Annotated in this window: 21 protein-coding genes and 3 pseudogenes; 8 read left to right on the top strand and 16 right to left on the bottom strand. The window is 65.0% G+C overall.

All coding sequences use genetic code 11. The features are described from left to right. Positions 1–39: 39 nt before the first annotated feature. On the bottom strand, positions 40–1425 hold the full coding sequence (locus tag ACVI1L_RS19925) for a M20 family metallopeptidase (RefSeq protein WP_076827757.1): 1386 nt from the start codon (positions 1423–1425) through the stop codon (positions 40–42). 239 nt (positions 1426–1664) lie between these two features. Here ACVI1L_RS19925 and ACVI1L_RS19920 point away from each other — a divergent pair, with 239 nt between their 5' ends. After that, entirely contained in the window at positions 1665–3050 is a 1386-nt protein-coding gene (locus ACVI1L_RS19920) for an LLM class flavin-dependent oxidoreductase (RefSeq protein WP_456783601.1), read from the top strand. A 245-nt stretch (positions 3051–3295) separates the two neighbouring features. Here the strand turns inward: ACVI1L_RS19920 and ACVI1L_RS19915 are convergent, their stop codons facing one another. From ACVI1L_RS19915 to ACVI1L_RS19905, 3 genes are all read right to left on the bottom strand, one after another. Further along, on the bottom strand, positions 3296–4960 hold the full coding sequence (locus tag ACVI1L_RS19915) for a thiamine pyrophosphate-binding protein (RefSeq protein ID WP_057017884.1): 1665 nt from the start codon (positions 4958–4960) through the stop codon (positions 3296–3298). A 130-nt stretch (positions 4961–5090) separates the two neighbouring features. Next, complete coding sequence (locus ACVI1L_RS19910; protein ID WP_229190744.1) at positions 5091–5606, bottom strand: GFA family protein; 516 nt, start codon at positions 5604–5606, stop codon at positions 5091–5093. Between the two features lie 62 nt (positions 5607–5668). Further along, positions 5669–6796, bottom strand: a complete 1128-nt coding sequence (locus ACVI1L_RS19905; protein WP_456783600.1) for an alkene reductase — start codon at positions 6794–6796, stop codon at positions 5669–5671. 161 nt (positions 6797–6957) lie between these two features. Between ACVI1L_RS19905 and ACVI1L_RS19900 the strand changes: the two genes are divergently transcribed. Beyond that, a complete protein-coding gene (locus tag ACVI1L_RS19900; protein ID WP_016846469.1) occupies positions 6958–7341 on the top strand; it encodes a winged helix-turn-helix domain-containing protein in 384 nt (127 codons plus the stop codon). A 277-nt stretch (positions 7342–7618) separates the two neighbouring features. Here ACVI1L_RS19900 and ACVI1L_RS19895 read toward each other — a convergent pair whose 3' ends face one another. Beyond that, positions 7619–9115, bottom strand: a complete 1497-nt coding sequence (locus ACVI1L_RS19895) for an aldehyde dehydrogenase family protein (RefSeq protein WP_253590513.1) — start codon at positions 9113–9115, stop codon at positions 7619–7621. Between the two features lie 192 nt (positions 9116–9307). On the opposite strand from ACVI1L_RS19895, the gene ACVI1L_RS19890 reads away from it, so the two are divergent. Beyond that, the gene (locus ACVI1L_RS19890; RefSeq protein ID WP_057017889.1) at positions 9308–10159 is read left to right on the top strand and encodes an SDR family NAD(P)-dependent oxidoreductase; all 852 of its coding nucleotides are present in this window, start codon (positions 9308–9310) and stop codon (positions 10157–10159) included. Positions 10160–10436: 277 nt separating this feature from the next. On the opposite strand, the gene ACVI1L_RS19885 is transcribed toward ACVI1L_RS19890, so the two are convergent. The 8 genes and pseudogenes from ACVI1L_RS19885 to ACVI1L_RS19850 all read right to left on the bottom strand — a co-directional run bounded on the left by ACVI1L_RS19885 (position 10437) and on the right by ACVI1L_RS19850 (position 17335). Beyond that, positions 10437–10643 carry a hypothetical protein gene (locus tag ACVI1L_RS19885; RefSeq protein WP_024581255.1) on the bottom strand — a complete coding sequence of 69 codons (207 nt, stop codon included), beginning with the start codon at positions 10641–10643 and terminating at the stop codon, positions 10437–10439. A gap of 82 nt (positions 10644–10725) precedes the next feature. After that, positions 10726–11721 carry a nitroreductase family protein gene (locus tag ACVI1L_RS19880; RefSeq protein ID WP_057017890.1) on the bottom strand — a complete coding sequence of 332 codons (996 nt, stop codon included), beginning with the start codon at positions 11719–11721 and terminating at the stop codon, positions 10726–10728. After that, positions 11718–12839 carry a hypothetical protein gene (locus tag ACVI1L_RS19875; protein WP_057017891.1) on the bottom strand — a complete coding sequence of 374 codons (1122 nt, stop codon included), beginning with the start codon at positions 12837–12839 and terminating at the stop codon, positions 11718–11720. The genes ACVI1L_RS19880 and ACVI1L_RS19875 overlap by 4 nt, the downstream gene beginning before the upstream one ends. Continuing rightward, positions 12836–14035 (bottom strand): hypothetical protein, encoded by a 1200-nt coding sequence (locus ACVI1L_RS19870; RefSeq protein WP_057017892.1) that lies wholly within the window; start codon positions 14033–14035, stop codon positions 12836–12838. Before ACVI1L_RS19870 ends, ACVI1L_RS19875 begins: the two co-directional genes overlap by 4 nt. Further along, the gene (locus ACVI1L_RS19865) at positions 14032–14907 is read right to left on the bottom strand and encodes a HesA/MoeB/ThiF family protein (protein WP_057017893.1); all 876 of its coding nucleotides are present in this window, start codon (positions 14905–14907) and stop codon (positions 14032–14034) included. The genes ACVI1L_RS19870 and ACVI1L_RS19865 overlap by 4 nt, the downstream gene beginning before the upstream one ends. Continuing rightward, entirely contained in the window at positions 14904–15971 is a 1068-nt protein-coding gene (locus ACVI1L_RS19860) for a hypothetical protein (RefSeq protein WP_199805262.1), read from the bottom strand. The genes ACVI1L_RS19865 and ACVI1L_RS19860 overlap by 4 nt, the downstream gene beginning before the upstream one ends. 304 nt (positions 15972–16275) lie before the next feature. After that, positions 16276–16551 carry a YiaA/YiaB family inner membrane protein gene (locus ACVI1L_RS19855; protein ID WP_038384293.1) on the bottom strand — a complete coding sequence of 92 codons (276 nt, stop codon included), beginning with the start codon at positions 16549–16551 and terminating at the stop codon, positions 16276–16278. 83 nt (positions 16552–16634) lie between these two features. Beyond that, positions 16635–17335, bottom strand: a pseudogene (locus ACVI1L_RS19850) (PspA/IM30 family protein). A 112-nt stretch (positions 17336–17447) separates the two neighbouring features. On the opposite strand from ACVI1L_RS19850, the gene ACVI1L_RS19845 reads away from it, so the two are divergent. From ACVI1L_RS19845 to ACVI1L_RS19835, 3 genes are all read left to right on the top strand, one after another. Then, entirely contained in the window at positions 17448–18056 is a 609-nt protein-coding gene (locus ACVI1L_RS19845; RefSeq protein ID WP_050385268.1) for a TetR/AcrR family transcriptional regulator, read from the top strand. Between the two features lie 298 nt (positions 18057–18354). Then, positions 18355–18564, top strand: coding sequence for a cold-shock protein (locus ACVI1L_RS19840; RefSeq protein ID WP_028341292.1), 210 nt, complete (start codon positions 18355–18357; stop codon positions 18562–18564). Between the two features lie 232 nt (positions 18565–18796). Next, the gene (locus ACVI1L_RS19835) at positions 18797–19930 is read left to right on the top strand and encodes an acyl-CoA desaturase (RefSeq protein WP_057017925.1); all 1134 of its coding nucleotides are present in this window, start codon (positions 18797–18799) and stop codon (positions 19928–19930) included. Positions 19931–19956: 26 nt separating this feature from the next. Here ACVI1L_RS19835 and ACVI1L_RS19830 read toward each other — a convergent pair whose 3' ends face one another. Then, positions 19957–20328: a cupin domain-containing protein gene (locus tag ACVI1L_RS19830; RefSeq protein WP_057017895.1), complete on the bottom strand. Its 372-nt coding sequence runs from the start codon at positions 20326–20328 to the stop codon at positions 19957–19959. 298 nt (positions 20329–20626) lie between these two features. On the opposite strand from ACVI1L_RS19830, the gene ACVI1L_RS19825 reads away from it, so the two are divergent. Next, positions 20627–20911, top strand: a complete 285-nt coding sequence (locus tag ACVI1L_RS19825) for a hypothetical protein (RefSeq protein WP_057017926.1) — start codon at positions 20627–20629, stop codon at positions 20909–20911. Between the two features lie 50 nt (positions 20912–20961). Here the strand turns inward: ACVI1L_RS19825 and ACVI1L_RS19820 are convergent. Both ACVI1L_RS19820 and ACVI1L_RS19815 read right to left on the bottom strand, forming a co-directional pair. Further along, positions 20962–21787, bottom strand: a pseudogene (locus ACVI1L_RS19820) (amino acid kinase family protein). A 13-nt stretch (positions 21788–21800) separates the two neighbouring features. Further along, positions 21801–22612: pseudogene (locus ACVI1L_RS19815) on the bottom strand (amino acid kinase family protein). 444 nt (positions 22613–23056) lie between these two features. Between ACVI1L_RS19815 and ACVI1L_RS19810 the strand changes: the two are divergent. Beyond that, positions 23057–25057: a hypothetical protein gene (locus tag ACVI1L_RS19810; protein ID WP_456783599.1), complete on the top strand. Its 2001-nt coding sequence runs from the start codon at positions 23057–23059 to the stop codon at positions 25055–25057. Positions 25058–25118 lie beyond the last annotated feature (61 nt).

The following is a 25118-nucleotide window of genomic DNA, read 5'->3' as shown; positions in this document are numbered from 1 at the left end:
GCCACCTCAGAATGACGGGGAACAAGCGAGCCCAGCTCCTTATCCCTTGTGCTTTGCCTCGCCGAGGTCCCAGAACAGGCCGGCCATGATGGTCAGCGCCTCCTCGGTCACCGGCAGCAGGATGTGCTCGTCGGGGGCGTGCTGCGAGCAGCCCGGATAGGAATGCGGCACCCAGATCGTCGGCAGGCCGAGGCCTTCGGAGAACACGTCGTTCGGCAGCGAGCCGCCGAAATTCGGCAGCACCGCCGGCGCCTTGCCGGTGGTGGCGCGGATCGAGTTCGCCGCCCAGTCGATCCACGGGCTATCCATGTCGGTGCGCGAGGCGGCAAAGCGCTGCGTGCCCGAGACCTCGACCATCGGGAAACCGTTGTTGTGCAGATAGTCCCGCACCGCGTCGATCACCTCGAGATGCCGGGTGCCGACGACGAAGCGGAGCTGCAGCACGGCGTTGGCCTTGCCGGGAATCGCGTTGGCGGGCTTTTCGATATTGCCCGACGACATCGCCAGCACCTCCAGCGTGTTCCAGGCGTAGAGCCGCTCCGCCGCGGTCAGGCCCTCCTCGCCCCAATCTTCCGCCAGCGCCGGTTCGTCCGCCGTCGGCTTGATCTCGACGTCGGCGAGCGCGGCGCGGACGCGGTTCGAGATCGGCGGCGGTTTCAGGATCTCGAGCTTCATGCGGCCCTTGCCGTCGACCAGGCTCGCGATCGCGCTCGCCAGGATCGTGGCGGGGTTGGCGAGCACGCCGCCCCAATTGCCGGAATGGTTGCCGCCCTCGCGCAGATTGACGTCGAGATGGATGCGGTTGCCGCCGCGGCAGCCGAGGAAGATGGTCGGCCGCTCCGCCGACAGCCGCGGCCCGTCGGAGGCAATGAACAGGTCGGCCTTCAGCTCCTCGCGATGCGCCTCGCAGACCTCGCGCAGATCGGGCGAGCCGATCTCCTCGCCGGTCTCGATGATGAATTTGGCATTGAAGCCGAGCTTGCCGCCGCGCGCCTGCTTCACCGCGCGCAGCGCCGCCATGTTGATCGAATGCTGGCCCTTGTTGTCGGCGGTGCCGCGGCCATAGACGCGCTCGCCCTTGACCGTGGTCTGCCAGGGATTGAGCCCGTCGCGCCATTCGCCGACCATGCCGTCGACGACGTCGCCATGGCCGTAGGTCAGCACGGTCGGCCGCGAAGCGTCTTCCTGGTAGTCGGCAATCAGATAGGGCCCACGGCCGGTCGGCGACTCGATCAGGTGGGTCTTGAAATCGAGCTCGGCGAAGGCCGGTTGCAGATTCTCCACCAGATAGGCGCGCAGCGCATCGGCCTTGTCGGCATTCAGGCTCTCGGTCTGGTAGCCGACCCTGCGGTCCAGTTCCTTCAAGAACTCTCCCGATTGAAAATGCTCTCGCACCTTTGCGATTGCGTCGGCCCGTGTCGCCATGATTGTTCCTTCGTCCGGTCGCGTCGTGGCATGATCGCACCGGAACGCCATGGCTTGGCGTCCCGATCATGCTTCTGGAGGGGCGCAACCTATCGGGATCGGCTCGCGACCGGAAGGGCGCGAAATGCGAATGGGCCTTGCCAAAACGTGGGAAGTCGCAACAAGTTGATGCGGGACGCCCGGCATCGACCGGGCAGCAATCGAAGCGGCGCGCAAGATTTCGACCAAGGTTTTCGACAATGACAAAACAAATCCGGCTCAACGCCTTTGCCATGAACTGCGTGGCGCATCAGTCGCCGGGGCTGTGGACCCATCCGCGCGACCGCACCAAGGACTACAACAAGCTGTCCTACTGGATCGATCTGGCGAAGACGCTGGAGCGCGGCCGGTTCGACGGGCTGTTCCTCGCCGACGTGCTCGGCGTCTACGACGTCTATGCCGGCAATCCGGATGCGGCGCTGCGCAACGCGGCGCAGACCCCGGCCAATGAACCGTTGATGCTGATCCCGGCGATGGCCGCGGTGACCGAAAATCTCGGCTTCGGCGTCACCAGCAATCTGTCCTTCGAGCCGCCCTACCCGTTCGCGCGGCGGATGTCGACGCTCGACCATCTGACCGGCGGCCGGGTCGGTTGGAACGTGGTGACCGGCTATCTCGATTCCGCCGCGCGCGGCGCCGGCAAGGACAAGCAGACCGCGCATGACGACCGCTACGAACTCGCCGACGAGTATATGGAGCTGGTCTACAAGCTCTGGGAAGGCAGCTGGGAGGACGACGCCGCGATCCGCGACGTCGCGCGCGGCATCTTCACCGATCCGAGCAAGGTGCATCCGGTACGCCATGACGGCAACAACTACCGGCTCAACGCGATCCACCTGTCGGAGCCGTCGCCGCAGCGCACGCCGGTGCTCTACCAGGCCGGCACTTCGCCGCGCGGCCGGCAGTTCGCCGCCGAGCACGCCGAATGCGTGTTCATGTCGGGACCGTCGGCGAAGGTGATCGGTCCGCGGGTGTCGGCGATCCGCGAGCTCGCCGCCGCGAAGGGCCGCAACCCGGCCGAGATCCTGATGTTCTCGATGATGTGCGTCGTGGTGGCGCCGACCGAGGCGGAGGCGAAAGCGAAGTACGCCGAGTATCGCAGCCATATCAGCCATGAAGGCGCACTGGCGCTGATGTCGGGCTGGACCGGAGTCGACTTCTCGACCTATTCGCTCGACCAGGAGGTCCGCCACGTGCAGAACGACGCCGGCCGCTCCGCGATGGACAACGTCACCCGCGCCGATCCCGACCGGGTCTGGACCGTGCGCGAGGTCGCCGAGCATGTCGGCATCGGCGGCGCCGGCCCCGTGGTGGTCGGCTCGCCGGAGCAGGTCGCCGACAAGATCGAGCAATGGTTCGAGGACACCGACGTCGACGGCCTCAATGTCGCGTTTGCGATCTCACCCGGCGATTTCGAGGACATCGCCGACATGCTGGTGCCGGAGCTCGTCAAGCGCGGCCGCTACAAGCGCGAGTATGCGAAGGGCACCTTGCGGGAGAAGCTGTTCGGCGCAGGGCGTGCGAGGCTGGGCGCGACGCATCCGGCGACACGGTATCGGGTGAAGCGGAGTGCTGCGGCGGAATGATCCGCGCCGTCATTGCGAGCGAAGCGAAGCAATCCATCGTTCCGCATATGCGGGATCATGGATTGCTTCGTCGCTTCGTGCCTCGCAATGACGCGGCACACACATCTGCCCATCCCGTCATCCTGAGGAGCGCGCTCTTGCGCGCGTCTCGAAGGATCGACGGCCACCAGGCGGGCCGTACATCCTTCGAGGCTCGCTTCGCTCGCACCTCAGGATGACGGGGAGGCAGCAAGCGCGCGGCTTGCTCAATTCACCGAATTGCTCACCACCACCTCGATCAGCTTCGCGCCCGGACGGCTGAACGCCGACTTCATCACACCCTTCAGCTCCTGCGGATCGGTGACCTTGATCGCCTCGAGCCCAAGCGAGCGCGCGACGCCGGTGAAATCGACCGGCGGGTCGATGAAATCCATGCCGACATAGTTGTCGTCGCCGTGGAAGGCGAGCAGGCGCTGCTTGATGATGCGGTAGCCGCCATTGTTGACGATGACGAAGGTCAGCGGCAGCTTGTGATTGGCGGCGGTCCACAGCGACTGGATCGAATACATCGACGAGCCGTCGCCGGAATAGCACACCACCGGCCGCTCTGGATTGGCGAGGCTGACGCCGACCGCGGCCGGCAGGCCCCAGCCGATGCCGCCGGATGCCAGCGCGTGATAGCCGTAGCGGTCGCGATGCGGCCTCAAGCCAATGATCTGGCGCGACGAGGTCAGGCCCTCGTCAACCAGGATCGCGTTGTCGGGCATCGCCTCCACGACCTGCAACGCCAGCCAGTCCGGATCGATCGGCGAGGTCTGGCTCGCCTTCGAGATCTGCTCGACCAGCGCCTTGCGCTTCGCCGCCCAGTTCTTCGTCGACAAGGCCGCGAGTCCCCGCTTGGCGCGCGTCTCCAGCGCGCCGTCGCCGGCCTCCTTCAACGCCGGCACCAGCGCGCGCAGCGTTTCCTTGACGTCCGCCTTCACCGCGATCTCGGCGCCGTAGTTCCTGGCGAGGTCGCTGTCGACCAGGCCGACCTGCACGATCGAGAGGCCGTCCGGCAACGGATCGACCTCGCTGTAAACGGACATCCGCAGCGGATCGCCGCCGAGCGCGATCAACAGATCATGCGGTGCCAGCACGTCGCGCGCGACCTTCTGCAGCCGCGCGATCGCGCCCATGAAGCTCGGGCTTTCGGAGAGGAAGTGCGAACCATAAGGAGTCGGCGATTGCCAGGCCGGGCAGCCCAGCGTCTCGGCGAGATCGGCCGCCTCGCGCAGCGCATCGCTTTTCACGATCTCGTCGCCGACGACGATCACCGGTCGCTCCGCTTTCAGGATGCGCGCGGCCAGCGCCTTGAGCGAATCCTCCGACGGCCTCACCCGCGTGTCGATCCGGGTGGAGCGGCCGAGCTCGATGCCGGCTTCGGAATTGAGGATGTCGCCGGGCAGCGAGATGAACACCGGCCCGGTCGGCGGCGTGGTCGCGATCTTGGCGGCGCGGCGCACGATGCGCGGCAGGTCTTCGAGCCGCGTCACCTCGACCGCCCATTTCACCAGCGGCGTCGCCATCTGCACCAGCGGACCGTAGAGCACCGGTTCGGTCAGGCCGTGGCCCTGTTCCTGCTGCCCGGCGGTCAGGATCAGCGGCGTGCCGGTGAAGCTGGCATTGTAGAGCGAGCCCATCGCGTTGCCGAGGCCCGGCGCAACATGAACATTGCAGGCGACCAGCTTGCCGGAGGCGCGGCTGAAGCCGTCGGCCATCGCGACCACCAGGCTCTCCTGCATCGCCATCACATAGGTGAGATCGGGATGGTCCTTCAGCGCGTGCATGATCGGCAGTTCGGTGGTGCCGGGATTGCCGAACAGATGGGTGACGCCCTCATCCTTCAGCAGCGCCAGAAATGCCGAGCGGCCGGTAATGCGATTTTTCATGTTCCCTCCAGGCCTGTCGGCGCGTTGGCCGACGGGGATCAAGGGAGATGACCAAACTTGCGCGCGAGGGGCAATCGAGCAAGCGGTCATGGCCGCATTCCGCAGGCGCGCGCCTGAGGTGACGCGCTCGCTAGAACATCCCCTCGCGCGCGCTGCGCTTCCTCTTTTTCGAGCGCTGCCAGACCACGCCGGGATAGCCCTTCAGCGGCACCAGCGGCTCGCCGGTGTAGGCCCATTCCTGCAGTTCCTCGATCGCGATGTGATAGAGCGGCTGCCGGCCGGTGCGCCCCGAGAACAGCGCGCGCGGGATGTTGACCATGTGCGGCGACCGCGCGCGTTCGTAGATGATGGGCGTGCCGCAATTGGCGCAGAAGCTGCGCGCGGTCTTGCTTTTCGCGTCCTCGTAGCGCGACAGCTCGCTTTCGCCTTGCGTGATGCGGAAGCGCTTCTTCCAGCTGCCGACATAGGTCGCGTAAACCGCGCCGTGCGCACGACGGCTGGCGGCGGTGTGATCATGCCAGGCCCAGCGCGCCGGCACGTCGATCTCGAACCGCACCTTGCCGCACAGGCATTGGCCGGCCGCGGGCTTCGCCAGCGCCACCGGCTTTGGCTTTTTGGTCGGCTCGAACTCGTCGTCCGGAAACATCACGGTCTCCCATCAAGGCATCGTAGCCCGGACGAGCGAAGCGATATCCGGGCTACGAAGAGTTACGCCTGCGCCAATTCGTCGTGCACCGGATAATCCGTGTAGCCCTTCTCCTCGCCGGCATAGAAGGTGGCGCGGTTGTACTTGGTCAAGGGATAGCCGCGCTGCAGACGGCGCGGCAGATCGGGGTTGGAGATGAAGTAGCGGCCGAACGCGATCGCATCGGCATGACCTTCGGCGACCGCGCTCTGCGCGGTTTCGCCGACGAAATTGCCGGCGGTGATCAGCACGCCGCTCCACATCGGGCGGTACAGCACCATCGCCGACGGCACGTTCTGCCAGTCGACCTCGGCACGCCCGGTGCCCGAGGCGCGCGGCTCGATGAAATGCAGATAGGCGAGCCCGAGCTTGTCCAGCGCCGTGATGGCGTGGCTGTAGAGCGGCATCGGGTCGGCCTCGCCACTGCCATTGGCGATGCCGTAGGGCGAGAGCCGCACACCGACGCAGCTCGCGCCCCAGACCTCGGTCACCGCCTGCGTCACCTCCATCAGGAAGCGGACGCGGTTCTCGATCGAGCCGCCATACCGGTCGGTCCGCAGGTTGCTGCGCGATTGCAGGAACTGCTCGATCAGATAGCCATTGGCGCCGTGAACCTCGACGCCGTCGAAGCCGGCGGCGAGCGCGTTCTTCGCGCCTTGCCGGTAGGCCTCGACCATCAGGGCGACCTCGTCGGTCTCGAGCGCGCGCGGCGTCTCGTAATCGACCACCTTGCCGTCCGCGGTCATGCACTTGAACTCGGAGGGGATCGCGACCGCCGACGGCGCCACCGGCAGCGCGCCGCCCGGCTGGAACGAGGAATGCGAGACGCGGCCGACGTGCCAGAGCTGCAGGAAGATCAAGCCGCCCTTGGCGTGCACGGCATCCACCACCTCGCGCCAGCCCGCGATCTGGGCCTCGCTATAGATGCCGGGAACACCGGGATTGCCGAAGCCGGTCGCGACCACCGGCGAGGCCTCCGCGATCAGCAAGCCGCCCGGGGTGGCGCGCTGCGCGTAGTATTCCGCGTTGATCGGCCGCGGCGCGAGGCTCGGCCGCGCCGCCCGCATACGCGTCAGCGGCGCCATCACGACGCGATGTTCGAGCTGGTAGGGACCGATCTTGAGCGGAGAGAACAGCGACGGAGGATTCATGCCTGCCCCAATTAATCTTGTGTCATTTCCCGTTGTAGTCCGGGCATGATCCGCCCGGAAAACCGGTACCCACTTTTCCGGATCATGCCCGTTATCTAACGAGTTCATCTTGTTCATGAAAGCGGGTAGTGGCAATCTGTTGCCACGAGAACAGGTCTCCCATGTCGAAATCGAGCGCCTCATCGCTCCCCTCCCTCAGCGTCCGCATCGACCTCGATGCCGAGGACCGGATCGGGCCGGGCAAGATCCTGCTGCTTGAGCGGATCAAGGAATGCGGCTCGATCTCCGCCGCCGGTCGCGCCATGGACATGAGCTACAAGCGCGCCTGGGACCTGGTCGACGAGATCAACCGCATCTGCCGGCAGGCGGCGGTGGAACGGCAGACGGGCGGCAAGAATGGCGGCGGCGCGGTGCTGACCCCGTTCGGCCTCTCCTTGGTGGCGCGCTACCGCAAGATCGAGCGCGACGCGGCAAGCGCCGTGCGCAAGGATCTCGAGGCGCTGCGCAGCGACATCGGCAAGCCGAAGAAGGCCGCGGGGCGGTGAACGCAGGAACCGGCGGCTGTCGCTGGGGCGCTTACGAAAATATCGAAAACAACCCCATGCAAAGGAGCCGGCGACGGCCGGCGTTCGACAACCCAACTTGACGCGTCGGGCAAATCAGGGGTAGTATTCTAATATTCCGAAATCATGCGGGCTTGGAGCGGAGAGCTCCCCTCGGCGAACACGCCGAGCGTTGAGACCTGTACCCCCCTCACCCGGATCGCATCTGGCGATGCAATCCGACCTCTCCCCGCAAGCGGGGGAGAGGTAAGAAGCGGCCCTAGCCCGTCTTGATCCAGACCGCCTTGACGTTGAGATATTCCTCGACGTGCTGCTTGCCGGACTCGCGGCCGTAGCCGCTCATCTTGTAGCCGCCGAACGGCACCGCCGGATCCATCGCCTGGTAGCAATTGACCCAGACCGAACCGGCGCGCAGCGCCTTGGCGACCTGGTGCGCCTTGCTGACATTGGTGGTCCAGACGCCCGAGCCGAGGCCGAAGGTGGTGGCGTTGGCGCGCTTGATCAGTTCGTCCGGATCCCTAAACGAGATCGCCGAGATCACCGGGCCGAAGATCTCCTCCTGCGCGATACGCATGTTGTCCTGCACGTTGGCGAACACGGTCGGCTGCACGAAATAGCCCTTCGACAGCGCGCCCTCGGTGAGGCGGCCGCCGCCGGCAAGCGCCTTGGCGCCCTCCTTCTGGCCGATGTCGAGATAGCCCGACACCCGGTCCATCTGCTGCTGCGACACCAAGGGACCAATCTGGGTGTTGGGGTCGAGGCCGTTGCCGACCTGCAGCTTCCTGCCGAACTCGGCGACGCGGCCGACGAATTCGTCATAGACCTTCTGCTCGACGAACAGCCGCGTGCCGGCGCTGCAGATCTGGCCGGAATTGGCGAACACCGCCATCGCCGCACCGGGCACCGCGGCGTCGAGATCGGCGTCGGCGAACACGATGTCCGGCGACTTGCCGCCGAGTTCGAGCGAGACGCGCTTGAGGTTGCCGGCCGAGGCGCGGATGATCGACTGGCCCGTGACGTGCGATCCGGTGAAGGCGACCTTGTCGACATCGGGATGCGAGGCAAGCGCGGCGCCCGCGGTCTCGCCATAGCCCGGCACGACGTTGACGACGCCGGGCGGAATGCCGGCCTCCATGCAGAGTTCGCCGATGCGCAGCGAGGTCAGCGGCGATTCCTCGGCCGGCTTCAGCACCACGGTGCAGCCGGTCGCGATCGCCGGGCCGATCTTCCAGATCGAGGCGGTCAGCGGCCCGTTCCAGGGGATGATCGCGCCGACCACGCCGATCGGCTCCTTCAGCGTGTAGGAGAAGATCTCACCGGGCAGCGAGTTCTCGATGGTCTCGCCGTGGATCGCGGTCGCCTGTCCCGCATAGTAGCGCAGCATGCCGAGCGCGCGCAGGCGGTTGCCGCGGGTCCGGCTGATCGGTGCGCCCATATCGAGCGTGTCGAGCTGGGACAGTTCCTCGAAATTGGCTTCGACGAGCTCGGCGAGCTTGAGCAGCATGTTCTGCCGCTCGAACGGCTTCACCTTGCTCCAGGGCCCTTCGAACGCGCGGCGCGCCGCCGCGACCGCACGGTTGATGTCCTCGGCATCGCCCTCGGCGACCGACGCGAGCAATTCACCGGTCGCGGGATTGTGCGTCTCGAACTTCTTGCCGGAGGCGGCGTCGACCCATTTGCCGTCGATCAGCATCTTCTTGTAGGAGCCATCGGCATAAGGATGGCGCGTGATCGGAACAGCCTGCGAAACAGCCATGTTTGCACTCCCTGTAAAATGTCGGCTGAGGTCTTTTGGAAGCGTTATATCCCGAATTCTACAGCGCGAGCGCGAAACCGTAAAGCCGAGCCGGCGTTGATCAGGGCGGCACGCACGAAAACCTCCCATGCGTCAGCGTGCATGGTACGATAGCGACAAGAACTCAGCCACACATGTGTCCGGAGACCGCAGATGCCCCACCCCGTGATATCAGCCAATCATGTTGCCGTGATCACCGGCGGTGCGTCCGGCATCGGGCTTGCCGCCGCATTGCGGTTCGCGCAGGCCGGCATGAAGGTCTGCATCGCCGACCTCGGCGATGAACGGCTGAAGGATGCTGCGACAAAGCTGTCATCTGCGGCGCCGGGCGGCGCTGATGACATCATGACGGCGGCTGTCGACGTCAGCCGCGCCGACGCGGTCGCAAGCCTGGAGGACGCGGTCGAGAAGAAGTTCGGCGGCACCGACATCCTGATGAACAATGCCGGCATCCAGCCAGGCAGCGCGATGTTCGGGCCCGCGGACAATTGGCAGCGCATCCTTGGCGTCAATTTGTGGGGCGTGATCAACGGCACGCAGGCGTTCGCGCCCAACATGATCAAGCGCGGCCGGCCGGGGCTGATCATCAACACCGGCTCCAAACAGGGCATCACCACGCCGCCGGGCGATCCCGCCTACAACGTTTCCAAGGCCGGCGTGAAGGCATTCACCGAAGCGCTGCAGCACCAGCTGCGCAACACCGACGGCTGCAAGATCACGGCGCATCTCTTGATCCCGGGTTTTGTCTTCACCGGGCTGACCGCCCGCGGCCGCACCGAGAAGCCAGCCGGCGCCTGGACAGCGGAGCAAACCATCGACTTCATGATCGAACGCCTCGATGCCGGCGACTTCTACATCCTCTGCCCCGACAACGACGTGCCGCGCGCACTCGACGAACGCCGCATCCTGTGGGCCGCCGGCGACATCGTCGAAAACCGCCCGCCGCTGTCGCGCTGGCATCCGGATTACGGCGATGCGTTCGCCGCGTTCGTGAAGGGGAAGTAAGGCCACCCGTCATTGCGAGGAGCTCGCGACGAAATTGCAAAGCAATTTTGCGCTGAAGCGACGAAGCAATCCATGGCACCGCATACGCGGAAGGATGGATTGCTTCGCGGAAGCCCGTCATCCGGCGGCGCTTCGCGCCGACCGGGTGGCTCGCAATGACGTGGAAGCGTCGTCGAGAATTGTAGCGAGCGGCCTCCGCACGCCGTCGTCCTGGCGAAAGCCAGGACGACGCTGAATACATTCACATTCTGTCAGGATGACGGGAGCGCGGCCCCGCTCACAGCGTTTCCTGCTTGTGGTCGCAGTTCTTGCAGGTGAACTTGACGCGGGACTGGCCCTTTTCCGCCTGCACCCGGTTCGGCGCACCGCATTTGCCGCAAACGGCCTCGATCCGGGTCGTGCCCTGCTTGATGACCAAGTTCCGCTTTTCCATGGTCTCGCGGATGAGGCGTTCGGCCTCCTCGCGCAGCGATTGCTTCGACATCATCTCCACCGGTCGTTGGTTAGCGGGCGGCGTCATAGCACGACCGCGTGAAGCTTTGACAGCGGGGATTGCAGCTTAATTTTCAGACAATGAGCCGGTCAACCGGCAACCGGAAATGCCGCGGCTTGATCGGTTTTGATGGCCGGCCGATGCGGAACACGTTGACGAGGCGCAGATCGGCACCGATTTTGCCGAGCTTTCGCAGCCGGTCGTTGAAATCAGGATGATCGGCCAGTGCCGAAATCGGGCACGCCGCGAAACCGGCGCGATCGATCTCCAGCCAGGCGCGGTAGAAATGCCGTCCGGTCGTGAGTGGATCCTCACCGAGCGGACGGCAAAACAGCACGATCGCCGATGCCGACGCAGTCTTGGCGCCGTCGGCAAGCAACGACGCGGCGAGGCCGAGACGATCGAGCGGCTTGAACAGGCTGCCGAGCACGTAACGCGCGGCGGTGGCCTCGACCACATTCATGGCCAGCGCATCACGGTTGAGGCCATCGAGCAGATAGTGCGGATGGCCGGGCGACAGCCGCATCCATGCGAGCAGCTCAGCCCGGTAGTCGTCACCGCGGACAAAGGAGAATTCGGCCCGGTCGGCCCAGCCGGCGATATCGGCAATCGCCCGGCGATCGCCAATGCAGATCACATCGTCGCGCGCGGCAACGAGCTGCGCCAGCGCCGCCGCATCGTCCGGCGATGCCGCGAACTTGCCGCGCCACGACATGCGGCGTGCCACGAGGTCCGCCAGCGGATCGGGCTCGGCTCCTTGCTTGATCGCAAAAGAGCAGAGCACGGCAAACTGCGGCGACAGCGGCTGCTCGAGCGTGGTGATGCCCGTGATTGCGAAGCCACGGCGATTGAGCGCGAGGCTCATGCCCTCCAGCGCCGCGCCGTGCGACACCAGAACATCATGCCCCGCGGGGTCGGCGACCGGCGCGCGCACGCCGGTCGCATCGACCAGCGCCAGCCGCCCGTCGCCGAGCAGGCGCCAGCGGGTCGGCTGGATGTTGTGGACGCTCGGCGCCAGCCGCGCCTCCGCGACCACCTCGCGCAGCAGATCCGGCGTCAGCTCGCTCATGCCGCGGCCAGCCGCTTGGTGAACAGATGCAGCCGGTGCAGCGGCCTGGCGCCGACCTTCTCGACCTGGCGCAGCGACGGACCGTTGATATCGGCGATCCAGGTGCCACCGAGCGTGCGGTAGCCCGCCTCCTGCAACGCCAGCGCGGTGCGGTAGAGCATCGCGCCGTTGAGGCCGCGATTGTGCAGGTCGCGGCAGACCGACTGATAGATCAGCACCGCGCGCCTGTTCATCACGCGGTGCTGCACGAATTTGAACGGCGCTGACAGCCCGACCCGGCCGTCGATCGCCTTGATCAGCGGATTGAGGTCGGGGATCGCGATGATCGCGCCGGCGGGCCGGCCGCGGTGATAGACCACGGTCGAAATCCGCTTGTCGATGATCCACATCATGTCGCCGGCCTGGAACAGATATTCGGCGGCGGTCGGCGGCACGAACATCGGGTTGTCGGCAAAGCCGTCATTGAGGATCAGCCGCGCATCCTCCAGCCGCACCTTGAAGGCGGAACGCTTGATCGGCTGCCAGACGAAATCCGGGTCAGTGAGCACCGCGCGCTGCTTGTCGCCGAGCAATTGCTCCGGCTTGCCACTGTCGAGGGCGATCTCGAACGTCGTCATCGGGAAGGTCGCGGCGTAGCCGGCGCGTTCGAGATGCTTTGCGATGTGCGGCGGCGACCACATCATGTCGGTGAACGGCGCATGGTCGAAGCCGTCGGTCATCACGCCGATCTGCTGCATCGCGGTGAGATTGAAATTGCCGGCGACGCGGCTCATGCCGCGCGCCGACAGCCATTGCTCGGCGGCGCGCAGCAGCGCATCGGCCACCTCGACGTCGTCGATGCAATCGAAGAAGCCGAATGCACCATGGCGAGTGCCGTGCTTGTGGTTGGACGCGTCGTGGATCGAGGCGGCGATGCGGCCGACCGGCCGGCCATCGCGATGCGCGGAGAACAGCGCGTAGCGGCCGTGGCCTTCAGTGACGAACGGATTCTTCGCCGGATCGAACATCCGGTCGAAATCGCTCCACAGCGGCGGCACGTAGAGGCTGTCGGATCCATAGGCATTGAGCGCGGCGTCGAATGCCGCCCTGCGGTCGCCCTCGCGGATCTCTGATGTCATTTGGCCTCCGGGGTCAACGCCAGCAGCCGGCGCACCAGCGCCAGCGCGGTCTCAGTGGCGGGGTCGGCCGCGGTGACGGGCACCGCGAGCACGATCAGGTCGAGCGGATCGTGTCCGAGCACGATGACATGGGAGGCGTTGTTGGCTGAGATCAGCGAGACCATGCGCTCGGCCGCGGGATCGGTCGGCGCCAGTCCCCACGGCGCGTCGGACCGCCGCAGCACACGCCGTGTCGACAGGAAGTCGTGCAGCAGCGGCGGATCGTAGAGCGCAAGCTCGTTCTCGCGGAAGCGCCGCGCGCTTTCGAAGATCGGGTGCCGCGCCAGCTCGGCGATCAACTGCTCCCTTGTCTGCGCCGGCGATGCCGCGACTGAGTTGAGCACGCCCGGCTCCTGCGATTCGAACAGCGCCCGCAGCGCGTCCGTCATCAACCCGATGGTCAGGACGCCGGCGATCGCAACCGCGACGAAACGGATCATCTGCGCGGCGTCGACGTCGGGCGCCATGAAGGCAGCGGCGAGCCCCAAGAGGCCCGAAGAGATCAGCCGCAGCGCCATCATCGCAAGGCCGTGCCGGCGCGTCTCGGCGCCGCCGCCGGCGATCAGCATCACGGTCACGGTGAGCAGCGCGCCCAGCGCGCCGAGCCGCACAGGGATATCGGGAAACAGCGTACGGAAGTCGGTCAGGATGAACGGGATCACGACCAGCGCGCCGACCGCCATGCGGCCGATACTGCGGTTCTCCGCAGCCATCAGCGCAGAGCGATCGCGCGTTGCCAACAGCAACGCGCAAGTGGCGAAACCCAGCAGCTGGAACAGCGCCAGCGCGATCGCGTAAGGCATCGCCAGCCGTTGCAGTCCGAACAGGCCGCCGAGACCGAGCAGGATGGCGCCCGCGAGCGCCGCGATCTTGACCGCGCGCGGCGCGTGGCGCCGCAGGATGCCTTCGGTGACGATCAGGGCGCCGAGCGGGACCAGCGAGGCCGGGATCACCGAGAGGCGGTCGAGCAGGCGGCTTCCGGTCCACCAGGCAAGACCGCGGTCGAGGAACAGGATCGCGATCACGCCGAGCGCGAGCAGCAGGCGGCGCGTCAACGGGCTCCTCGGATCGCGCCGGTAGAACGTCATCATCGCCACGGCGAGCCCGATGGCGCCGCACAGATTGACGATGGAATCGGCGATCACCCCGGAGGTCATTTGCCGCCCGTCAGTTCATCGATGGCCCGCCGCACCAGCGGACGCATCAGGGCGGCGACGAGCGCATTGCGCGGCTTCTCGATCGCGGGCCGGTGCGGGTTGAGAAACCAGCCGCGACAATCGGTGCCGGAGGTGCGGCCGAGGATCAGCGCGACCGCCTCATAGGCCATCAGCATGCCGGTCGAGATCACCATCGGCGCAAACGACATCCGGCTGCGGCGGCCGGCGGCGACTTCGCCGGCGATGGCGAGGTCGACATAGTTGCGCGACGAGGAGTGCAGCATCACGTGCTCGATTTCGGCGCGCATCGCGGCGCGGCGGTCGTCCTCGGTGATATCGGTCCAGTCCTTGCCAAGGGTCGGAAAGCCGAGGCGCTGCTCGGGCCGCGGATCGTGCGGGCGCACCACGATCACCGACGGCAGCGGCGACATATAGGCGTCGATCACCGTTGCATCGGCGCGCTTCGCGGTTCGGTACAGATGCACGCCGGCAGCGATATCGTCCATGCCGTTGACGATCACCGGGCACTGCGCGGCAATCGCGGCGAGCTCGCTGGTCCAGTTCTCGCCAAGCACCTCGATCTCGATGGTCGGATTGATGCGCTTTGCGGCTTCGGCGGCAACTGCCGCCTTCTCGCGCCCGACCTCGTCGGCGAAGGCGAACACCTGGCGGTTGAGGTTGGAGACCTCGAAGCGATCGATGTCGGCGATCACGAATTTGCCGACGCCGGCGCGCGCCAGCGCCATGAAGGCCGCGCCGCCCATGCCGCCGACGCCGCAGACGAACACCCGCGCCTGACGCAGCAGCTGCTGCTCGTGCTCGTCGATGAAACCGATATTGCGGCCGGTGAAGGAATAGTAGTCGAAATTCATCGCGCGGCCCCGCTATCCTGCTTGCGCGGACGCAGCGTGCCGAAGGCGCGGCTGTCGTCCATCCAGTAGACCACCGGCAGCACCAGCCGCTGCAGCGCCAGCATCGCGGACGCCGCGAGCAGCGACGGCAGCGAGCCCGAGGGCACCTCGCTCATGAGATAGCGGCGCGCGCCGGCAAGATCGACGCGGCCGATCTGCAGCACGTCGTCGCCGCGGCCGTAATCCAGCTCGCGCTCGCAGAACTCGTTGTAGATTGCGTTGCGATGTTTCGGTGCGATCTCGAAGGTCTTCTTCAGCGCGTCCGAGCCGCCGGTATAGGCGTTGGTGATGACCGAGCGCGCCTCGTCGAAGCCGGCCTCCTCGCCGACGCCGAACACCGCGCGATGCCTTGCCATGATGCCGCGCGCCAGCTGCAGATGCGCAAAGCTCTGTCGCACGCCCGGCAGCGGCGACGGGTAGACGTCCGAGAACGTATCGCTGACCATGCCGACCACCGCCGGGACCTGGGTGACGTTGGAAATCCATTTCGGCCGCAGCCCGTCGCGGGCGAACAGCACCAGCGCGGTCAGGCCGTAGAGCACCCAGGACAGCCCCTGCCCGCGCACATCGGGATCGACCATGACGAGGCCGAGATGGGTGACCTCGGCCGGCTCGCCGTCGAGCGGCACGTCCATCACCGACAGCGCGTTGAACGCGATCGGCCGCCCGGTGTCTTCCTCCGAGATCAGCGTGACGACGGCGCGCGACAGCCGCTCGGGTTCGCCGGAGAAGATGCCATAGGTCAGGCTCTCCTCGGGCAGCGTCTTGGCGGCGACGATGCGCAGCTGCTCGACCAGCGCGTCGAGCTCGTCCCTCGGCAGCGACAGACCGGGCGATTCGACGATGCGGGTGCGTTGGCCGGCCTGGGTGCGCAAGCTGAGATCGATGGTCGGCTGCGACAGCGCCTTCAGCCAGAAGCCGCCATGGCTGCGCAGACCGTCAAAGGCGGCGCGCGCCTTGCCAAGACTCTTGCCAAGGTTCTTGCTGCCGCGCGAAGCCGGCGTGGGATTGTCCGTGGACGCCATTTCTCTGTCCCTCGGGCGCGATCTCTGCACTCGCCCCTGTTAAGGAGCCATGAGCGCAACCTGACGCTGTTTGCCGCACGGTAAACAAGGCCTTCCGGAAACGGAACAAGTTGGCCGTAAGCGGTCGGCGGCCTATCCACACCGTCATTGCGAGGAGCGATAGCGACGAAGCAATCCATCGCTCGGCATACGCGGAAGAATGGATTGCTTCGCTGCGCTCGCAATGACGGCGGGGTCGGCCAAGTCCCCGGAACGACGAAAGCGGCGGGCGAGAAACCACCCGCCGCTTCGACTTGACTTCGGCTCACCCGGCCTTGGAGACCTCCATCAGCAGGCGCTCCGCCTTGGCGTCCTCGATGCGGTTCACGAACTTGCTGCTCTCGTAATTGTCGCGCACCGTCTTGGTGAGCGTGACGCAGGTCTGGATCAGCATCACGATGCCCATCGTGAGATAGCCCTTCATCCAGAGGTCGATCGGCAGGAAGAACACGCCGACGGCGACGAGGAAGGCGGAGGCTGCAAAGGACGCGTAGGTGAAGGTAACCCAGCTGCCGCTGTGGGGTTGGATGGTCTGGTTCATGGTCGTCTCCTTGATGATAGATGGTTTGAAATTGGCTTGGTTTCAGACTTGAAGTTCAGGCTTGAGGTTTCAGGCTTGGGATTTCAGGCTGCTGGCGGGCGCTTGGCTTTCAGCCGCGCCAGCACGTCGTCGGCGGTCGATTTCATGCGCGGGCCAAAACCCTGCTCGGCGAGCTTCTCGGCGGTGGCTGATGGTCCCGAGGCGGCGTCGATCTCGACCAACGCCTCGTCGGCGGCCTGGATCTCCATCTGCCGCTCGCGCAGCCGCTTCAGCGTCGCCTCGCCTCCGCTTCCGGCAGCGTCGATTCGTAGGGGCGTGCAGCCTCGATGCCGCTCCGGCGCAGCGAACGCACCGCTTCCGATGCGCGGGCGAGGCGCCGGCCGCGGTCGAGCTCGGCGATGCGCGCCTCGGCGTTGCCGACATGGCGCTTCAGCCGTGTGATCTCGGAAGCGAACAACGCGCGTGCGGTCATCGCGGCGTCGCGCTCGGCTTCGAGATTGGCGATCGCCTGCGCGGCTTCGCGGGCGAGGTCTTCCCGGCCGCCATCGAGTGCCGCCGACGCGCGCACCTCGAGATCGGCGATCCGGGCGTTGGTGGCGTCGAGCCGCCGGCCCTCCTGCTGGTCGCCGGCGATCGCCAGCGCCAGGGTCCGCTTCGAGCGGTCGACGGCGGCGGCGGCATCGCGCATCTGCTGGTCGAGGATGACCAGCGCGGTGCGATCTTGAAGTTCCTCTTCGGCCACCGCAACGGTGCCGCGGAAAAGAGTGAAAACAGTTTTGAACATTTCATCGCTCCCTGTTATGAGCATCGCTCATGAATCTCTTGTACCACATAATGAGCATTGCTCAAGTCATATTTGAGCAACGCTCAAGACAATGGTTAACGAAGGATCAAAGATGTCCAAGGCATTGGAACGACGTGCAAAACTGCGGGAAGCGCTGATCGAGGCGGCGGAACGGGCGATTGCGGCAAAGGGTCTCGGTGGCCTGAAAACCCGCGAACTGGCCCAGGAAATCGGGGTCGCCAATGGCGGCGTCTACAATCTGGTCGAGGATGTCGACGAGCTGATCCTGCGCGTCGGCTCGCGCACGCTGGCGCGGCTCGATGCGTCGCTGTCGCTGGCCGAGATCGGCGGGGCTGCCGCGCCGCGCGAGATGCTGGTGCGGATCGCGGTCGCCTATTGCGATTTCGCCGCCGACAATCTCGAACTGTGGCGCGCGCTGTTCGAGCATCGCATGCAGCCCGGCAAGCCGGTGCCGGAATGGGCGATCACCGAGCAGATGGAATTGTTCCGCCACATCTACAAGCCGCTCGCCGCGCTGTTTCCGCAGCGTTCGCCGGCGCAACTCGGCGTCACCGCGCGCAGCCTGTTCTCAGCCGTGCATGGCATGGTCGCGCTCGGGCTGGAGCACAAGCTGATCGCGGTGCCGATCGGCGCGCTGCGCAGCGAGATCGCAACGTTGACGCGCGCAATGGTTGACGGGCTGACGGCGAAGAAGGAATAGGCCGCGTGGCCCCAAACCGCACGATGTCCCCGCCATCCGGTCAGGCAAAGTTGCCGCAGAGCACCGTGAATTGCAGCCGTTGCCCCAGGGGGACGCAGCGGTCGAGGTCAGAAAGGGGAGAAAGCCACTTGCGGAATGACCGAACCGTAGCTATGTACCGCTGATCGAATTTCGGCCGAACGACTTGGCCTCGCCGCTGATAGCGTGCCTGACTGACGACCCTCACCCCCTGAACTTCGAATTCGCCCGCTGCACTCGTGAGTGCGGCTCCAAACACGTATCTATAGGACGATTTTCCATGAGCATGGGAACTGTGAAGTGGTTCAACAGCCAGAAGGGTTTCGGCTTCATTCAGCCGGACCAGGGCGGCCAGGACGTTTTCGTTCATATCAGCGCAGTCGAACGCGCCGGCATGAGCACCCTCAACGAGGGACAGAAGGTCTCTTTTGAGATCGTTGCAGACCGCCGGACCGGCAAATCTGCTGCGGACAATCTGCGCGCGGTGTAAGCTGCGACAATCGGCCATGATGCTTTGACCCCGGATGAACTGGCAAAGCCTCTGGTTACGCGACCCCGCGACCGGTCACCCGGCCGCGGGGTTCTCTTTGTCAACACCGCGCGCAATGCCCGCCAGGACCAGGACTTGAACCGTCTGCCGGCGAAACGGCCCGCGCATCGAAGCAGCTGAGGTCGCGAGCGTGTCCACCAATATCGATCCAGCTCGGCAGCACGACGACATCATGTACCCGCAGGTCCTCCCGTTTCTGCTGGTCCACGCAGGGTGTCTGGCGGCGATCTGGACGGGCGTCTCATGGCAAGCGATTGCAATTTGCGTCGCCCTATACTGGCTGCGCATGTTTGCGATCACCGCCGGCTATCATCGGTACTTCTCGCATCGGGCCTACTCAACGAGCAGGGCGTTTCAATTCATCCTCGCATTCCTCGCCCAAAGCAGCGCTCAGAAAAGCGTCCTTTGGTGGGCCGCGAAACATCGACATCACCATCTTCATTCGGATACCGAGCAAGATGTGCATTCGCCGGGGCATAAGGGCTTCGTGCACAGTCATCTCGGGTGGATTTTTTATCGACAGCACGATGCAACTGATCTGACGAAAGTTGCGGATTTTGCCTCGTATCCGGAGTTGATGTGGCTTCACAGATTGGAGGTCTTGCCGGCGATCGTGGTCGCAGGTCTGTGCTTCCTCATCGCCGGATGGCCAGGGCTCGTGGTCGGTTTCTTCTGGAGCACCGTGCTGCTGTATCACGCCACGTTTTGCATCAACTCCCTCGCGCATGTTCACGGGCGCAAGCGGTACGTTACGGGCGATGACTCCCGCAACAATTGGCTGCTGGCTCTGTTTACGATGGGTGAGGGTTGGCACAACAATCATCACGCCTACCAAAGCAGTGCGCGGCAAGGCTTCCGGTGGTGGGAGATTGATGTGACCTATTATGTTTTGGTGACTTTGTCCTTGCTCGGTATTGTCTGGGATCTGAAGGCGCCGCCCACGCTGGTTCTCCGCAACGAGCAGCGCTTGGGATCGCGTGTGATAAAGCGAACGGCTGAACAACTCGCTGGTCGCTTCAATCCCGAGTACATCGCGCAGGCCATCAAATCGTCGGTCCACGAAACCGGATTGTCGGTGCGGGAAGCGCTTGTTCTGTTACAACATCGCGCCGACTTGCATCTGCCCAGCATACCAACGCGCGACCGGTTGTTGGCTGAAGCCCAGGCCATGTTCGCGAAGACAAGTTCGTTGGACGACATTGTCGACCGTGCGCATGAACTCCTGGTGGAGTCGGTTTGCCTCCTGCTCGCGGTTCCACCTCGGATGGCCGGCGCAAGCCCGAAACCTCAGGTGAGCCAACCGTAACATTTTGCCTTGGCCTTTTCCCGACCTCACGGCTCCATCGCGTAGGCGCGCCCGGGCTCGAGCGCGTAGATCGTCAGGAAGCGCAGCGGCCGTTCCGGATCGCAATTGCGAAACAGCGTGTGCGGAACGTCAGGGCGATCCTGCAAGGTCTCGCCCGCCCGATACTGGCGCGGCGCCTCGTCGTCATACGCGGACTCGGCAACGCCTTCGACGATGAAGACCACGCCGCCAACGGGATGCCGATGCAGCGGGGCGACCCCGCCGGGCGGATAGGTCACCTCGGCAACGACAAGCTCGCGATCATCGCCGGGCAAAGCGAGACGCTCAAGGGTCTTGCGGGTGACGCCGGCGAATCCGGCTTGTTGAGCTTTTGCCTGACCGTCGCTGCCCTCAGCCATTGGAACCCTTTCTTGACGCGTGAGCCTCCGTCCCGAACCGGGCCGCAGTGACTATGGGGGCGCTCCAGCGACGCAACAAGCGCGCAAGCATTTCAACACATGTCGCGCGGGCGAGGCGAAGCCCTTGCCACCCCTGCTCCCACGTTGCAGGATTCCTGCGCAGTAACATTTCAGCAGTGGGCCTTGCATGAAAACGAGTATCGTCACGACGCGGGCGTCGGGGATCGCCGCCCTGGCGCTCATCTTTGCATTAAATGTCACGCCGGCATCTTCGGCGCAGCCCGTGCCGGAATGTTCGATGTCGATGACATTGGCGGACTGGGGCGAGAATTCGAGCGGCGATATCGACGTCGCCTCGGGCCAAAGCTGCCAGATCCCGATCGGGATCCGCGGCACGGTGACGGACTCCGCGATCTCGCAGAAGCCGGCCTACGGCAAGCTGAAGAAGATCAACGCATCGACCTTCGAATACAGGGCGAAGGCCAAGTACAAGGGCAGCGACACCTTTGCCATCAAGGCAACGGGCCAGGGGCCGAAGGCATCCGGCACCTCGGTCATCACCGTGCACGCGACGATCAAGTAGTCCCTCGGTCGCGCGCCGCCTAAACGCGACGCGCGAGCATTACATCGGTATCAGGCCGGCCGCGCGCCGGTGCGGATGATCGACCCGACATGCTGGCCGCGCAGCGCCGCCGTGAGCCGGCCGGGAACGAGGCCGTTCACGACCTGCACGCGTTCGATATGCCGCGCATTGGCCATCACCTCGAGCAGCGCGGGATCGAACGGCAGCGTGCCCTTCAGCTTGGCAAGGTCAGCGAGGCTGGCCTCGCGCAGCAGCTGCGCCTTCTTCCCCTCGGGACCATTCGGATCGTCGGTGTAGACGCCGTCGACATCCTCGACGATCGTCAGGCCGGCGGCACCGAGCGCATCGGCGATCAGGAACGCACCGGTGTCGGCGCGATGCAACGGGATGCGCGAGACCGGGAATTCATGATGGTGATAGGGCGGAAACGCGCTGCTCACCACGGCGCGGGCCGCGGAGAGATGGATCGCAAGCTGGCTCGCGATGGTCGGATGCTCGATATAGGACACGCCCTCCGGCGCGAGCAGGCAGGCCAGGATATGGCCGTTCTGGCCGGCTTCGCTCGCGGCGAGTGGCGCGAGCGAGCCGACCGGCAGGCCGAGATCGAGGCCGACGCTGTAGAGATGGCGGGCGCGGATGCCGGCGCCGGTCAGGATCAGCAGGCGGTGCTCGGGCAGCAGCGAACGCAACTCGGCGACGATCGGCAGGATCGCCTCGTGGCCGCGATCCATGATGGAGCGGCCGCCGATCTTCACCACCTGCACCCCGGGGCAGCAGCGGGATCGGGCGGCCGCCGGCAACGGGACGGGTGAGATCGCTGTCGAGCAGGGTCTGGCGCGCGAGCGGCGAGGCGACGTGCTTGATGGTGTCATCCATGGTCGGTCCCTGCTCAGTTCGCGGTGATGATGGTGCCGACATGCTCGCCCGCAAGCGCACGGGTGAGGTTGCCGGGGACGAGGCCATTGACGACCTGCACCTGGCGGACATGGCGCGCGGTGGCGAGCAGATCGAGCACCGGGAATTCGAGGATCGAATCCTGCAACCCCTTGGCCTTCATCTCGGCGACCGAGATTTTCGGGATGAAGGTCGCGCCCTTCGAATTCTTGGGGTTCGCGGTGTAGAGGCCGTTCTCGTCCTTCACATAGATCATCGCCTTGCAGCCGAACTGTTCGGCGACCAGGAAGCATCCGGCATCGGTGCGATAGGGCGGGATCATGCCCTCGGCTGCCGGCCGCATCCAGAGGCCGTAAGGCGGCATGCCGCTGAAGATCACGGCGTTCACCTCGGCAGGATAAAGCGGCACGGCCGACAGCCCGGCGCCGCTGACCGCGGAGATGCCGTGCCTGGCGAGCAGCTGGCCCAGCATCACCGCGTTCTGGTCGGCAACCGAGGCGCCGAGCTGCGACAGCAGCCGGCCGGCAGCCGAAGCCCGGCCGCGATCGAATAGAGGTGCCGGGCGCGGGTGCCCGCGCCGGTCCCGATCAGGATCTTGTGCGCCTTGCGGGCCGCGACGATCTCATCGACCAGCGGGTAGACGGCGGCGCGGCCGCGGTCGATGACGCTTTGCCCGCCGATCTTGATCACGGTGGCATCCGGCAGGATCCGGAAGTCCGATGCCGCCTCCGCCGTCGCCAGAAGCTGCGGATCGGTCAACGATCGCTGCATCAGCAGCGCTTCAAGCTCCGCCGTCGTATTCGCCATGAGAAACGTCCTTTCTCCAATGCGCCTGGCATTGCTTCCATCGGCCCGCGATGTTCGATGTCTCCACCGGTGTCTCGCAAAGACCCGTGTTCGAATTGCACGGCTAACGGCAAGCCTGGCGCGTCTCAAGCCGCAACGGCGGGGATAGACCATCGCGAATGGCACCGGCGAGTGCGTGTCGCGACACCCGCTGCGAGGCCGTTCGGAACGGGATACCTATGACGTTTTGCCGCACGCGACTCGACGATGGGTGTGACACCCACCATAGATGCTGCATTGAAATTCTGCGATCCTGAATTTGATATTAACGATTTCTTCGGAATGCGCTGATCTCAGCCGGACGATACTAATCTCAGCCTGGCCCGCCTCACGGGCCAAAATTGATTGCCTTGCACCTTGGAAATTAGCCGGTCTCGACCGGCGCACCCCACGAGGAAGCAAACCATGGCCAATTCCGCACCGGTCGTCACGATTGGTAACCACAGCCTGTTGTACAATCAGTGGCAAAAAATACAGCCATGGCTCACCTATGCCGACTCCGACGGCAATCCCGCGCAGAAATTTCAGTTCTGGGACGGCGGCACAGCTGCGAACAGCGCCTATTTCTGGACTTCCACCAACGACCATTGGGCCGCCAACACGACGATCGAAGTTTCGGCCTCTGACCTCTCCGACGTGTGGGTGCGTGCTGGTGCGGTCGGCGGCACCGAGACACTGTGGGTACGCGCTTTCGACGGGACCGATTGGGGTAACTGGACGTCTTTCACGCTCACGACGATTCCAAACACTGCGCCGGTCGTCACGGTCCCCGACGTGCAGCTGCACACCAATACTTGGACGCAAGCCAAGAATTGGCTGACCTACTCCGATGCCAACGGGGATGCAGCCACCAAATATCAATTCTGGGACAGCGGCACCTCCGCAACAAGCGCCTATTTCTGGACTTCCACCAATGATCATTGGGCTGCCAACACGACGATCGAAGTGGCGGCCGCCGACCTGGCCGATGTCTGGATCAAGGGTGGCTCGACAACCGGTGCAGAGACGTTCTGGGTCAGAGCGTTCGACGGAACAGACTGGAGCAACTGGGACAGCTTCACGCTGACGTCGGCCAATACTCCGCCCGTCGTGACAGCCGGTGATCATTCCATACATATCGATCAATGGGTCACCGTCGACAACTGGTTGACCAAGACCGATGCCAATGGCGATGCGATCACGAAGTACCAGTTCTGGGATAGCGGCACCGCCGCCACCAGCGCCTATTTCTGGACACCCGACAATTCCCACTGGGCTGCCAACACGACGATAGACGTTTCGGCTGCGGACCTCGCCAATGTCTGGATCCATGGCGGCTCGACAACCGGTTCCGAGACGATGTGGGTAAGGGGATTCGACGGAACGGAGTGGAGCTCCTGGGACACATTCACCGTGACGTCGACGCCGAACACGGCTCCGGTCGCGACCATCAACGACCAGTCGCTGCACGTCAATCAATGGGTCAAACCGCAAGGCTGGCTCACTGCCAGCGATGCCGAAGGTGACACGATCACCAAATACCAGTTCTGGGACGCCGGCGCGGGCGCGACCAGCGCCTATTTCTGGACACCCGACAATTCCCACTGGGCTGCCAACACGACGATCGACGTTTCAGCATCCGATCTGGCCAATGTGTGGATCAAGGGCGGCTCGACGACCGGTTCCGAGACGATGTGGGTAAGGGCATTCGACGGTATCGCCTGGAGCAATTGGGACAGCTTTAATCTGACGTCGACCAATACGGCTCCGACCGCGACGATCAACGATCAAACGCTGAACGCCGCGCAGTGGGCGCAGCTCGTCAACTGGACGACGGCATCCGACACTGACGGCGATGCAATCACCCAATACCAGTTCTGGGACGGTGGCGGGGCTGCGACCAGCGCCTATTTCTGGACGCCCGACAATTCACACTGGGCGTCCAGCACGGTCATCGACGTCTCGGCGTCCGACCTCGCCAATGTATGGGTGCGAGGTGGCACCGCGGCCGGTACCGATTCCATGTTTGTGCGCGCTTTCGACGGAACGAGCTGGAGTGCCTGGGACAGCTTCACCGTGACCAGCCTGGCAAACCACGCACCCGATGCCTCGATCAGCAATCAGACCTTGCATGTCAACGAGTGGAGCCAGGTCGGCAACCTGGTGTCCTATGCTGACGCTGACGCGAATCCCGCGGCCGCCTATCAGTTTTGGGATGGCGGCGGCAACGCCAACAGCGGCTATTTCTGGACCTCTGCGAATTCCCATTGGGCAGCCAGCACCGTGATCGACGTCAATGCCGCCGACCTCGATGATATCTGGATGCGTGGCGGCGCCACCACCGGCAGTGAGACGATGTATGTGCGCGCCTATGATGGTATTGACTGGAGTGCGTGGCACGCGTTCACGCTCTCGACCATCGTCTAGCTGCCCCGGCGTGACGTCGTGAGGACATGCGCCGGCGTGTCGCGCCGGCGAATATCGGGGG

The sequence above is a fragment of the Bradyrhizobium sp. USDA 4516 genome (assembly GCF_054055915.1).
Note: the sequence above shows the minus strand (reverse complement) of the source record. Positions and strands in the feature narration are given on the sequence as shown.